A 13702-nucleotide genomic window follows, 5' to 3' on the forward strand; every position below is an offset into this window, starting at 1 on the left:
CGTTTGAGTCATAAACTATCTCATTTGGGACAGTAGAAAATTGCTGGCCACTTTAGGTACTGAAGGCCATTAACTTCTGGCAGGCAAGTAGATCACAAATTTAGTTCCTACTCCTGGCTGACTTTCCACGGTGAGCGTTCCGCCATGACCCTTTGTTACAATATCATAACTCAGAGATAAGCCTAACCCTGTGCCTTCACCCGTGGGTTTAGTGGTGAAAAAAGGCTGGAAAATCTTGGACTTCACTGAATCCGCAATCCCTGTACCATTATCCTGTACCCAGATCAAGATCCGATCAGATTGCCATTGTGTGTGGACCTCAACGGCCGGTTTATAATCAGGATCGTCACGTTGTTTATTCCGCTCCGAGACGGCATAAAACGCATTGTTGTAGAGGTTCAACAGGACTCGGCCAATCTCCTGTGGTACCACTGCGATTGATTCTAGCGTAGGATCAAAATGGCTCACTAATTCACAAGTAAAGGTTTTGTCCTTGGCTCGAAAGCCGTGATAGGCAATCTTAAGGTACTCCTCTGTTAGCGCATTCAGATTAGTCGGTCGTTTTTCCCCCGATTCAGTGCGAGAGTGTTCGAGCATGCCTTTGACAATACTACTGGCTCGGCCACCGTGATGATTGATCTTTTGTAGATTATTGCACAAGTCATTGACGATGGCGAGTACATCTTCGGTATGTCCAGCCTGTACTTCTTCTTTCAATTCCTCAACGAGTTCAGCACTGACCTCTGAAAAGTTGTTGACGAAGTTGAGCGGGTTTTGAATCTCATGGGCAATGCCTGCCGTCAGTTCGCCCAAGCTGGCTAGTTTTTCCTTCTGGATCAATTGATCCTGAGTGCTTTTCAACTCAGTTAGTGTATAGTTCAACTGATCGCGTTGCTGTTCGATCTCTCCTTTTTGGGTAGCCAAGGTGTGATTGAAGCGTTGCTTGATCCGGTTTTGACGAACTAACCCAACGACAAATAAAGCGAACAGAGCCAGCCCACCCAGAAGCCCGGTTCTGATTTTGCGTTGGTTATCGATGTCCAGATTCAACAGCGAGATCTGATAATCTTGCTGGCGTTTGTGTTGAAGTGCCTTAGCTTCTAGTCGTTCCTTTTCGAGCTTTTTATCCAATTCGGCCTGTTCGGCTCTGCTCTGAAGCAACTGATTGGCTGCCTGTGCTTTTAAGCCATCGATTTCCCGCTGTTTTTCGATGGCCAGGATGTGCTGATCCTGAATCAGTTTGTCCTGTTTTAGTCGATTTTTTTCGTCAATAACCGATCGGATTTCCACGTCTGCCAGGTAATTGGCTTCGTTTTTCTGGTCGGATTCTTTTCGAAGTTTTTGATATTCTTTCAGATACTTGTAGGCTTCCAGCGGTTGCCCGGCTTCTTCAAACACCTCAGCCAGCAACAGCAATGCTAATCGGTACTGACCAGAGAGTGGCGGGGATTTGGCATAGCTTATCTTGCCATACTTGATGCTTTCCTGGAGTTGGCCTAGTTTCTGATAGCATTGAGCGCTGTATAAGGTCATGTAAGAAGCCAGCCATGTCGAATCGGATGTCTGGTTACCATAGGCAAGGGCTTGAGCAAAGTTTTTCAAAGCTCCCTGATAGTTACCTTGCGCCATCAATAGCTGCCCGGTTGCATCATATTGTCGAGCGGTAATAATTTTTTTGAAATTTTCATTGTATTGACCGAGCGGTACTTGACGAGATTTTTCGATAAAGTAGTTGGCCTGCTCAAATTCTTTCAGGCTGACCAAAGAGAACGCAATCTGAAGATAATGATCGGCTAGTCTACCTGCATTTCGGTTCTTATCTTCCGAGGCCAGAGCAACGGCTTTTTTTAAATACTCGACGGTTTTCCGATGCAAATTCAAATCGTAACCGAGTATTCCCAGGTGATAAAGAGCGCTAATGCGTAGTTCTTTCTCACCGAATTTTTCCAGTAGTTTCTCGGCCTGGGTAACAAATTCAAAACATAAATCCCTTCGCTGTTGAGACGAATATAGTTGACCAAGGAAGTAATACATTAAGGCTTTCTGGCGACTCTCTTTTGTGTTGGCCAGAATGGTTCGAGCCTCCATTTCAGTCTTCTTGGCTTCCTTTAATTTGCCTTCTTTTTCAAACACCTGCATTTCAGATCTGTAAACGAAAAAGGGAAGTGCTGGCTGATTATTTTCCCGGAATAGACGAATGGCTTTTTCGAGATAGGGAGCCTGTTGCTCTCGGGGAATGTAGCCTACGTAAGCAAGCAGCAGGTTGGCCAGGATTTCCCGATCCAGATGGGTTTCAAAGTAGTTGATAGCCGCCAGCATTTGGGCTTTTGCTGTTGGATTTTTCCGAAGATCAGGTATGGGCCCGCCGAGTTGAAAGGCCTCTTGCGATTGCTTTCTGTCGCTATAAGACCACCTGGCCAGATAGTAATAATAAGAATAGACATGGAGCGTATATTCGTTGAAATAGTCCAATGTGAGCCAGTACAAGCCATCTCCTTTTGCATACTGCAGTTTATTGGCTAGCTGATGGGCTTGACGGGTTGCCAGTAACCCCCGTTGGAACTGCATATCAGAAAAGCAAAAACGGGCTAAATAATTTAGCCATTTCACTTTAGTTGTATCGTCTTTGGGTTGCTGAGTGATGAGCGCGTGAAGACTATCAATTTTTACGGAATATAGCTTGCTCACTGACTGCGCCTTCAAGCCGCTTAAACAAGTGAGAACTAGTAAACATACAATCGTGTAGGGTTTCATTATATCAGCTTAAACAGACGGAAGCGACTAACTATAAGGTTATAGAAAAACTAGTTACTGCCACGCCTTTGTCACGCTAAAATAAGGCCCTAAACGCTAAGCGAACAATACGGTTTGGGACAAAAGCTATACCGTTTAGGACATTCCCTTAGTCGGTGAATAAAAGATTAGTAACGACAGTAAACGAAGTCTCACAAATCCCTCCATTCCGCGAGATACTGATTATCGAACCGTGACTGCTTTAGGGTCTGTCCCAACCGGGAAGCGTTGTATTTTTATATACTGTCCATCGGCCAGTAGGGCTACAACAACTCAGTAACTAGTCCAGTTAGTTAACCGGATCACTTCGCAAAATATCCCAATGCGTTTGACCCGGTAGAAGCCGATGAACTGGAATTGTTACCTGAAAGGCGGTGCAGAAACGACGAATGGCCTTGTCTATTTCTTCTGCTGAATACCTCGACGAGAAATGTCCTAAAATCAGCGTTTTAATGGTAAGATCAGCAACAGCCGCTAAAACATCTTCCAGCGTACTGTGTTGATTCCGGTTCGTTTCTAAGCTAGCCAATTCAGCTCGGGTGAGGAAGGTCGCTTCGTGAATCAAGATCTGCGTATTATTCCACTGTTCAAAGTTTTCGGCGGGTGTGTCGCCTGAATAGGCTAGTAAGTTTGTCCTGACTTCATCGGTAAGATTTTCCCGTCCAACCTGCTGGGCTAACTGCCGCAAGGCTTCCCCCGACAGGCCGACGTACGCTGATTTGAGCTTAGTTTTAGTTTGGTAAATCTGATAGCCCAAGCTTTTTATTTGATGCGGTTGTGCGTTAACAACGTGATTGTTGCGAGCCGATTGCACAAATAAGTCTTTCCGAAGCTGAATGTGTTGCTGATCACCAATGGGGTGCCATATCGTTTTTTTGACTCGCCCATCAAATTGTTTGGAAAAGGTTTCTAGCGCTGAAATAGAGCCCGCATCAGCAGGATAATAAACGGCTGGAAATCCGTCGCGGGCGTTTAGTTCATTCAAGCGCAAGAGTCCAGTTAGGTGGTCGCGGTCAGCGTGCGAGAGGAAAATATGGTCAATCTTGCGCGACTTCTGCAAGAGGGTGGGGGCTATGCCATCGCCCGCATCGAGTAATACTCGTAGCTCTTCAACGAAATACCAGGTTGAAAACAGGGCGGTCGAATAACCAGTTATCGTCAGTGTCATTTACGTACGGGGACTGACTACTACTACAGCATTCTATCCGGTTTGTTTAGCAGCCATGGTAATTTTCTAAGCGTTAGATTATGGTCTTTTCCACTTTTGCTCTGTTCAGTATTCGACAGATTGTATTTGACAGCTATTAAAAAATTAATGTCTTGCGAAAACGCTCCCACGTGAGACGAAGGAGTTATCAGGTATCTACCATATAATTAGGGCGTATTATAGGATGATGAATAAGAAATGATGACTAAATAAATTATTAACAACTGATACACAATTTAGTAGACAACCAACCAGAGTTCATTACCTTCATTCCCATTACGAACGAGCTACTTAAAATAAACCCTACCTCTAGACTAATCAGGCAATGTCACTGCGAACGTTTACCAGGGATCAAGCTAATTCTCGTGCGGCTGGATGGAGCGCAGTTGCTAGTGGTATCATAGGTATTCTTGTCATTGTTTGTTTGATTGTTTATTTAATGTATCGTAATGATAAGTTAACTGAAGCAATCGTATTTCAGCGGTTTCATGACGGTGGGTTAGCTCTTCAGTTCTTATTAATGATTCCCGCTGCATTTTCCTTACATAGACTTCTCCAGCAGAAAACGTCAGCAAACGCTCAGTGGACGGTATATTTAGGCATTGGCGCACTTATCTGGACGGCATTTTTTGCCTTACTAATATTCCCAAAAATTCTTTCGGATGGTTTTTATACAGTTCCTCAAGGGCTGGTTGGCTTATGGGTTATGTGTGTCAGTTGGCAATTAGCAGGGCTAGTGTCAAATAGACTTAGATGGTTTGGTCTGATTGTCGGATTTGGTCTGATCCTAGTGGGAATGTTCTTTGTGCTGTATGCTATTTTTGTCAGCCCTATTCATCTTCGTATACCGGCTGCTTCTCTAGATGAAGTAATCAACGTTCCGGTTACCTCAGCCAATATTTTTTTACATTATTTTATTGATATTGGCTCCTTACTAGGCGTGTTAACTTTTCCATTTTGGAGTATTTTGATTGGCAGTCACTTAATTAGAAAAGCGAATAAATAGCCAACCTTACTGGTGCAGTTCAGGTGAACTCTGGCATTTTTCCAAGTAGGTTGGTTAGACAATTAAGGATTATATATTAGCACAAAACCCTCCCACCTGAGACGGGGAGTAATATACATATCGATTATTCAGGCATTTATTGAGTCATTACAAAAAATCAGTTTCTCATACTCATAAGTTTATTTACATCAGCTTTGTATTGGTTGGAGAATAGATAAATTCGAGGTATAACAGCCAGCAACGGGTTGGTGAAAAATTCACTAAACCTGTTACCTTTAGCAGACAAACGTCAATTAGGGGATATGCTGCTGAAAGGTTTTTTGCCCAGCCCGGCGTTACGTCACTACATCGAAAATATCGGTATCGTCCATCTGGAGTTTCCCCCAGATGCTCCGATCCCAGTAAAAGCCTATACCCCAAAAACCGGCGACTCCATTGAATTTTTTCTGCGGGACCCCGAATACGTTCAATATCCAGGAGAAACCTCTAAAACCAAGAGACCTGTAGCCTTCCTACATGGTCAACATACACTGGTGACCAATCGGTATGTAGGACAGGAATTTTTGTATCTGTCCGGTTTCAACCCGGTGTTTTATTTCGATTAACGGGCATTCCAGCCTACGAGCTGATGAATACCTATATCGATGCAGAAGCTGTGTTTTCATCAGATATACGGACTGTAACCGAACAGTTAAAAAATGCCAGCTCGTATGCTGAAATGATTGGATGGGTGGAAGTGTTTGTCGCAAAACTAATCAGACGATCTAAAAAGGATGCGCACGGTATTGATCAGGTAGCTCAACTGCTGTGGCAAAACTCACAAGCTATTTCGATGGATTGGCTGGCCAGCCAATCCTGTTTATGCCCCCGGCAATTCGAGCGAAAATTTAAAGAGCGGATGGGCGTACCCGCTCCCCAACTGGCCAGAATTTCCCGCTTTGATAAAGCCTTTCTGATGAAAAATGCCCAACCCCATAAAGACTGGTTAAGCATTGCCCTTCAGTGTGGCTACTACGACTATCAGCACTTAGTCAGAGACTATAAAGCCATCACTGGGCTTACTCCCCCCTCATTTTTTCAGTTGGACAATCAGGCTCCCGAACGACTCTTGGGCTTGCACGAATAATGTGTACAGGTCGGTGAGCGGCAAAAAGTCGTTTTTGTACCACTAGCCACGATAGGAAGGTCTTCACTTTTGCATAACAAACATTCTTGTTATGGAACGTAGACATTTCCTGGCTACCGGCCTGCTGGCTGGCCTGACTGCTCCATCCTCTTCGTCAGCTCAGTCCCTGGCCTCATCCCCAGCGAGTACGGAACGGGGGCCACTCAAACCCTTTTATCTGCCTCCCTCGCCGGAACCCTTAAAAATAGGGCCATCCGGTGTGGATGGCCGAGTGAAAGTGCGCAGCAGTCAGACCAACGGTCAATTTTCCTGTACAGAGAACCTAGTTGGCCCCAAAATTATGGGACCCGCTCCTCACGTGCATAAAGATCTGGATGAGATTATGTTTGTCCAAGAGGGCACCGTCAGCGTCTTGGTCGGCAAAGAGGTGTATGAAGTTAAAGCTGGCGGTTGGCATCTGCGGCCGCACGGCATTGTTCATACCTACTGGAATGCGACTGATCAACCAGTCCGTTTTATTGACATGTTTTTTAATCAGGACTTTGAAAACTTCCTGGAGGAAATGTTTCAACAGCTGATTCCTGACCTGATGAAGCGGGGTGTTGCGCTCACCTCGAAAGAAGCCACTGATAAAATGAATTTATTGTATACTCGGTATGGAATCACCATGTTCGAGGAGCAGCGGCAGCCTATCATGGATAAATATGGGCTGAAAGGGTAAGACTTTAGCGCTGTACAACCGTAAAGTAAATCATCATTCCGTCTTCTTAATCCTACATCCATGAAACCGTTTCTGCTCGGTTTAATCATATTGTTTTCTCTGAAAAACCTTTTTGCACAGAATCAGCAAAAGGGAAAACTGATCATCGAAAAATTCGTAGCGCCTTCGCTTCAGGGCAATCACGCCGGAGAAGATCCTATGCGCAGGATTACCATTTACCTGCCGCCCGGCTATGAAGCCAGCAACCAGCGCTATCCAGTCGTTTATTTTTTGCATGGTGGGATGGAAATGGGCGGTGACAGCATTGTGATGGCCTGGTGGCGTTTCCATGAGTTAATGGATGCGGCTATTAGTAATGGTCGTATCCAGCCCATGATTTTGGTCCTACCCAACAGCGATACGAAGTTGGGCGGAGGTTTTTATACCAACTCAACACTTACTGGAAACTGGGCTGATTACATTGCCAAAGATGTAGTTGCCTATATTGATAAACGATATCGAACGATTGCTAATCGAAACAGTAGAGGACTGAGCGGCCATTCGATGGGCGGCAATGGCGCTTTGAAAGTTGGTATGCTTTATCCGGATGTGTTTGGAGCCGTGTATGCCCTCAGTCCTGGTAATTTGGGCTGGGGCGGTGACTTTAGTATAGATATGCCGGCCTTCAAACACATGGATTCATTTAGAAATCAATATAGCGAAGCGGAAATAATGGGTGACCTCATTAAACGAAATGATTTTACAAAATTTTATACGAAAGCGCTGGCCAATCTGGCCCGAGCGTATTCACCGGATGAAGCTGGAAAAACCTTTCTTTCGGCTAAAATGCCGGTAAGTTATAGTGGCGACCGGATGATGGTGGATGAAGAGACGAAGCGAAAATGGGAGGCCAATTTCCCGATCAATATGATTGAGAAGCATCTGGCTGGGCTGAAAAGTTTAAGGGCGTTAAAGCTTGATTGGGGTCGAAACGAAGAAATCAAGAATGTGCCCTTTGCCAGCCTTCAATTCAGCAAAATGCTCGAAGCCAACAAGGTAAAGCATTTTGCGGAAGAATACATTGGTGGTCATGTGACTAATATAGGCGGTTTTGAAGGTAGGATTTACACGGAACTGTTTCCATTCTTTAATACATATTTGACATTTGAGTCTAACGAACGAGAGGGTGTTCGGTAGGCATGTCGGATAGCTTTCTGGAGAACTCTATAATGACAAGTGTCTCAAGAAAACGCTCCTATTTAAGACAAAGAAGCGTTAGCGTTCATGTGTCGGCTTCTTTATTGGGGCGTTTGATAAAGTGGGACTTACTCCCCCTATTTACGAACAAAGGGAGCTATTACACTGCCTGAATAAGCTAGAAAATCCTCTTTTACTGGACAAACGTTTGCCTGAATTTAGCATTGCCACAGTTAGCTGAACTACGCTGCCCATGTACACGTATTGATTGAACTATCTTCTATTCCCCTATAACTTTCTTTATCTCGCTGAGTTATTCTAGCGTGTAGACTGACTAGTTAACTCGCTGGTAACCACTCAGAATGGAATGGACTAAAAGGGGAAATACGGTTGATGATGAGGCAATACTATGGAAAACCTTTAAGGAAGGCAGCGAAGCCGCGTTCGAGGCAATCTATACCCGGTATTTTAAAATTCTCTACAACTACGCCAGCAAGTTTACACCCGACAAAAATTTAGTGCAGGACTGCATTCATGACCTGTTCATCGAACTATGGGAAAAGCGGGAAAATCTTAGTGATACTACGTCCATTAAATATTACCTGTTCAAAGCCATGCGGTATACGCTGCTCGATCAACTTAAAGCAAAACCATGGTTAGTCGAGAATGACCCGATTTCGGGCGGGTTTGATTTTGTACCGCCGTATGAAACCCATCTCATCGCCGAACAACTGAGCGACGAACAAACTGAACGTATCCTGAAAGCCCTTAATACGTTGACACAACGACAGAAGGAAGCAATCTTTTTGAAATTCTACAATAATCTGTCATACGACGAGATTGCCTCAATTATGTCGATGAATATTGATTCGTCATACAACCTGATTTCCAAAGCGTTAAGCGTCTTACGCAAGAATATTACTCCCATTAGTCTAGTACTGCTTTTTATCGATTCCAGTATCTAAATCCATCGTTTGACCATTCATTCTCCGACTCGTTCTACTCGGAAAATTATATTTTTTAAAAATATTTTCATTTTGTCGATGAGGTTGGGGCCAGTTTTCAGATTAGAGTAAAATCACTCTTAATTCCGAAACTGAATCGAATGCACATCGATGATTACTCAGCCGGAGACTTTGCTTTGGACCCTCATTTTCAGGAATGGGTTAAAAACCCAGAACCCGAAAATGAACGTTTCTGGCAAACGTGGCTCGATCAGCATCCTGAGAAGCAGGAACGAATTGCTGAAGCTCGGCAAATTGTTCTTTTGCTGAACTTCCGTGAAGACCTGCCAGATCCGGGCGAACAAACCACCGTCTGGAGTCGGATTAACGAGACCCGCCAGCAAAAGCAGTTCGAACAGCCCGTTATTCGGTCACTTTGGTCTTCCCGGCAATGGGCACGCTGGGCGGCCGTTCTGTCTGGAATTGCCTTTTTGGGTAGCCTGCTGTATTACCTGAATCAACGCACAACGCCCGAGTACCAAACTGCTTATGGTCAGACCCAAACCATCACCCTACCCGATGGATCGCAGGTGATTCTGAACGCGCACTCGACGCTCAAACTAGCTACAAACTGGCAGGATGGACAAACGCGGGAAGTCTGGCTCACGGGCGAAGCGTTTTTCAACGTAGTGAAAAAACCAGTGCCGACGCGCTTCATCGTTCATACAAACGATCTGAATGTTGAGGTGTTAGGCACACGGTTCAACGTAGCAAGCCGGAAAGGAGCTACGCAAGTCGTGTTGAACTCCGGAAAAGTCAAGCTGGACGTGGGACAGGGTGCACAGCAGAAAAGTATCGTGATGGCCCCCGGCGACCTTGTTGAGATTTCAAGCGAGCAGAAAAAGCTGACGAAACGATCCGTGAAGCCGGAGCGCTACAATGACTGGACAAATCAGCAGTGGATTCTCGATAATACGTCCCTAAGCGATGTTACGTCCCGACTGGAAACCACATTTGGCCTGACCGTTACGTTCACCGACCCCAGCATCGCGCAGGAACGCATGACCGGCGTTGTGCCCTCGGAAAATCTGGACGACCTGATCGACGCACTTTCTACAATCAATGGCCTGAAAATAACCCGTCAGGAAAACCAGCTTTACATCAGTCGCTAATACCTGTTCCTTAGCCAATTCGTTCATGAAAAACCGTTTCCAGCTTATCGCTCTCAGGCTATGCCTGTGTCTCACCTTATTTAGTATACAACGTACCATTTCTGCCCAGTCGGTTATGCTTACTCAGCAGTCTGCTACGTCTAAATCTAAGCCGATTTTAACCTCACCCGCGTCGGCGACTCAACTATTAAAAGATGCCTTGAAAGAATTGGAAAACCGATTCGGGATTCGCTTTACGTACAATGAAAAAACAGTGGAAGGATTACGGGTGCCGACACCCGATGGCTCTAAAACGGACGTCAATCGGCTGTTGAATGATTTACTAAAACCCGTCGGGCTGACGTATAAACGCTATAAAAAGCCTAATACGATCTATTTCATTTTTTCGGTCAACGAATCTTCTACACGGAAAACCGAGTTTAGCGCGGCTCCCGAAGCCTCCGCCAGTTCTCTTTCCGGGCAGGCTGAATCAATTCCCACACCGACCATTAATCAAGCTTCCCTCGTTTCCAATGCTGTTATTCAGCCAGTAGAGTTTACCGTCAAAGGCGTTGTACGTAGCGAAACGAATGAAGGGTTACCGGGCGTGAGCGTAGTACAGAAAGGAACCACTCACGGCACTGTTACGGATACGGATGGACGGTTTTCTCTGTCGGTACCTGACGGAAATGCTACGTTGGTTTTCTCGTACATTGGCTACGTTCGGCAGGAAGTAAGCATAAAAAACCGCTCAAATCTGGAGATAGCTCTTGTTCCAGATACCAAAGCACTTGACGAAGTGGTTGTGGTGGGTTATGGAACCCAGAAAAAAAGTGAGGTAACCAGCGCCATTACCAGCGTAAAAGCCTCTGAACTTCTACAAACTCCCGCTTCCAACTTAGCGCAGGGCTTGCAGGGGCTGGTTGCTGGCTTGCAGGTTACCCAAAGTAATGCCGCACCGGGGGGAGCCATCAGCATGCGGATTCGGGGAACGAATTCCATCAACGGTTCGTCTGAACCGCTTTATATTATCGATGGTGTTCAGGTTCAGAACTCTTCGCAGAATATTCCGATCAATACCAATGGCGGCCGTCAGATTATAGGTGGAAATGCCAACGAAGTCAGTCCACTTTCGAACCTAAATCCAAATGATATTGAGTCGGTTGAAGTGTTGAAAGATGCTTCGGCAGCGGCTATTTACGGTTCTCAGGCGGCCAACGGGGTTGTTATTATTACGACTAAACGAGGCAAGAGCGGCAAGACTAAAATCAGCTATGAGTCATATTATGGCCAGCAGCAAATAACGAAAACCATTCCGGTCCTGAACGGAACTCAGTTTGCCGAACTGGAAAATGAAGTCTATAAAAACCCCAATCGGTTTCCAAGGCCCGACTCAATCGGCGTGGGTACGAACTGGCAGGATCAGATTTTCCGTAAAGCAGTCATTCAAAATCATCAGCTTACGGTTTCGGGTGGTAATGAAAAGACGCAGTTGCTGGTTTCGTTCAACTATTTCAATCAGGATGGCATTGTCATCAATTCGTCGTTCGACCGGTATTCGCTACGTCTGAATCTGGATCATCAGGCCACAAACTGGTTGAAGATCGGAACCAGTACGTTGTTTTCTAAATCGATCAACCAACGGATCCCTACAGGTTCGGTGGACACCGATGGTGGTGGATTGCTCAATTCGCTGGTCGGATTAGCGCTGGCAACACCACCGGTTTTGCGGGCATATGACGATGCTGGTGATGTGCTGAATTTTGACCGGCAGTTGCGCGGTTTATATCTGGATTTACGGCACCCCCTCCAGTTCACCAAAATTCTGGATCAGCAGCACACCAATACGTTTGTTCCGAACGTCTACTTTGATTTCAGTGTGTTGAAAGGCTTAAAATACCGCGCGAATTTCAACGCCGTGATTACGGGTAGTTTGCTGGATTATTATTTCCCGATTGCCGCATCGACGATCACGGATATTTCGACAAATGGCGGGGGTGGTGGCTTTGCCATGAAGCAGAACCAGAATTACAACCGCATGATGCACGAAAGTATCCTGAGCTACGACCACGTTTTTAAGACGCATCACACGCTACGTGGTATTGCCGGATACAGTTACATTGCCAATAACAGCAACTACAATTATTCGACCGGGCAGCGCTTTGCTTCAGACGCTACGTCGAACGAAAACATCGGACTGGCACAGGTACGGGATTCACGTAGCAGCCGTTCCAAAGACGAGTTAGTGTCGTTCTTTGGCCGACTTTCATACAATTTCAAAGGGAAGTACTTTATCGACTTCAACGCCCGGGTAGACGGTTCGTCCAAATTTGGACGTAACAACAAATACGCACTTTTTCCGGCCATCTCTGGAGCCTGGAACGTAACAGAAGAGAGTTTTCTACAGAATAACGCCTTCATTTCCAACCTAAAACTTCGGGCGAGTGCCGGTCAGACTGGGAATCAGGGTGCCATTGGTGCGTATCAATCATTGGCAACGGTTGGTCTGGGCCGCGACTATATTTTCAACGGCGTCAACGTTACCGGAACGCAACCAACTGGCGTAGCAAATCCAGATTTGAGGTGGGAGAAAAGTACGCAGGTAAACGTAGGATTTGATCTGGACCTGTTGAAAAACAAAATTTCGCTGGTGATGGATGTTTATTCCAAACGTACTGAAGATCTGATCTTTGCGCGCAATCTGCCGCTCTCGTCGGGCTATTCGACGGTGTTCGGAAACTTTGCTTCGCTGGAAAACAAAGGACTGGAAATTGCCTTAAGAGCCCGACCAATCACAACCGATAAACTGAAATGGGACGTTTCGGCCAACATTGCCTTCAACCGGAATAAGGTCACCAAGTTGCAGGACAATCTGCAAAAATTCGATGTCAACTTTTATAACTCGCTGGTTGTCGGCCAACCCATCGGTCTGTTCAGGACCTACGTGTTCAACGGAATTTATCAGAACAGCGAAACCGTGCTCGAAGGCTCAGGTTCACGCGTTGGGGGCGTAAAAGTGAAAGACGTAAATGGAGATGGACGTATCAACGACAGCGATCTGGTTCTGACCAATTCAGCACCAAATTTCACCTATGGTTTTTCGACCAATCTGAAGTTCAAAAGCTTTTATTTAAACGCTCTGTTTTCGGGTGTACAGGGCAGCAAAGTGCTGAATATGGCGGCTTATCAGTTAGAAAATCCGCTGGGAATGCGTAACGTACTCAGCGGCCTCACCAATCGCTGGACACCACAAAATCCGAGTCAGGAATACGTACATGCAGGAACCAACCTGGCCCAACGTATTCCGCTAACGGATCGCTACATTGAGGACGGCTCCTTTTTGCGGGCCAGAAATATTACGATTGGCTACCAGCTTCCTCAGATCAAGGGTATTAACCTCGCCAAAGTGTACATCAGCGGCAACAACCTGTTTACGGTGACGCGTTACACAGGTTTCGACCCGGAAGTTAATTCGTTTGGCGGTTCCAATACGCTGGTGGGTGTCGACAACATCGTTTACCCTGTTTCAAAATCCTGGTTAGTAGGTCTTCAGGTTGAATTCTGATGATCAAAAAGCG

10 protein-coding genes are annotated in these 13702 nt (G+C 45.7%); 8 read left to right on the forward strand and 2 right to left on the reverse strand.

Annotated features, from left to right (window positions below; translation table 11 throughout):
* Positions 1–69: 69 nt before the first annotated feature.
* Both ACYVE4_RS19010 and ACYVE4_RS19015 read right to left on the reverse strand, forming a co-directional pair.
* A complete protein-coding gene (locus ACYVE4_RS19010; RefSeq protein WP_461041779.1) occupies positions 70–2688 on the reverse strand; it encodes an ATP-binding protein in 2619 nt (872 codons plus the stop codon).
* Positions 2689–3082: 394 nt separating this feature from the next.
* On the reverse strand, positions 3083–3961 hold the full coding sequence (locus ACYVE4_RS19015; RefSeq protein ID WP_461041780.1) for an MBL fold metallo-hydrolase: 879 nt from the start codon (positions 3959–3961) through the stop codon (positions 3083–3085).
* A 364-nt stretch (positions 3962–4325) separates the two neighbouring features.
* On the opposite strand from ACYVE4_RS19015, the gene ACYVE4_RS19020 reads away from it, so the two are divergent.
* From ACYVE4_RS19020 to ACYVE4_RS19055, 8 genes are all read left to right on the forward strand, one after another.
* Positions 4326–5006 carry a hypothetical protein gene (locus ACYVE4_RS19020; RefSeq protein ID WP_461041781.1) on the forward strand — a complete coding sequence of 227 codons (681 nt, stop codon included), beginning with the start codon at positions 4326–4328 and terminating at the stop codon, positions 5004–5006.
* Between the two features lie 248 nt (positions 5007–5254).
* Complete coding sequence (locus ACYVE4_RS19025) at positions 5255–5611, forward strand: hypothetical protein (RefSeq protein ID WP_461041782.1); 357 nt, start codon at positions 5255–5257, stop codon at positions 5609–5611.
* Positions 5612–5634: 23 nt separating this feature from the next.
* A complete protein-coding gene (locus tag ACYVE4_RS19030; RefSeq protein ID WP_461041783.1) occupies positions 5635–6132 on the forward strand; it encodes a helix-turn-helix domain-containing protein in 498 nt (165 codons plus the stop codon).
* Positions 6133–6223: 91 nt separating this feature from the next.
* Positions 6224–6853: a cupin domain-containing protein gene (locus tag ACYVE4_RS19035; RefSeq protein ID WP_461041784.1), complete on the forward strand. Its 630-nt coding sequence runs from the start codon at positions 6224–6226 to the stop codon at positions 6851–6853.
* Between the two features lie 60 nt (positions 6854–6913).
* Entirely contained in the window at positions 6914–8029 is a 1116-nt protein-coding gene (locus tag ACYVE4_RS19040) for an alpha/beta hydrolase (RefSeq protein ID WP_461041785.1), read from the forward strand.
* Between the two features lie 362 nt (positions 8030–8391).
* Positions 8392–8994 carry an RNA polymerase sigma factor gene (locus tag ACYVE4_RS19045; RefSeq protein WP_461041786.1) on the forward strand — a complete coding sequence of 201 codons (603 nt, stop codon included), beginning with the start codon at positions 8392–8394 and terminating at the stop codon, positions 8992–8994.
* 140 nt (positions 8995–9134) lie between these two features.
* Positions 9135–10145 carry a FecR family protein gene (locus ACYVE4_RS19050; RefSeq protein ID WP_461041787.1) on the forward strand — a complete coding sequence of 337 codons (1011 nt, stop codon included), beginning with the start codon at positions 9135–9137 and terminating at the stop codon, positions 10143–10145.
* Between the two features lie 25 nt (positions 10146–10170).
* On the forward strand, positions 10171–13689 hold the full coding sequence (locus ACYVE4_RS19055) for a SusC/RagA family TonB-linked outer membrane protein (protein ID WP_461041788.1): 3519 nt from the start codon (positions 10171–10173) through the stop codon (positions 13687–13689).
* Positions 13690–13702 lie beyond the last annotated feature (13 nt).

It is taken from the genome of Spirosoma harenae, assembly GCF_054776975.1.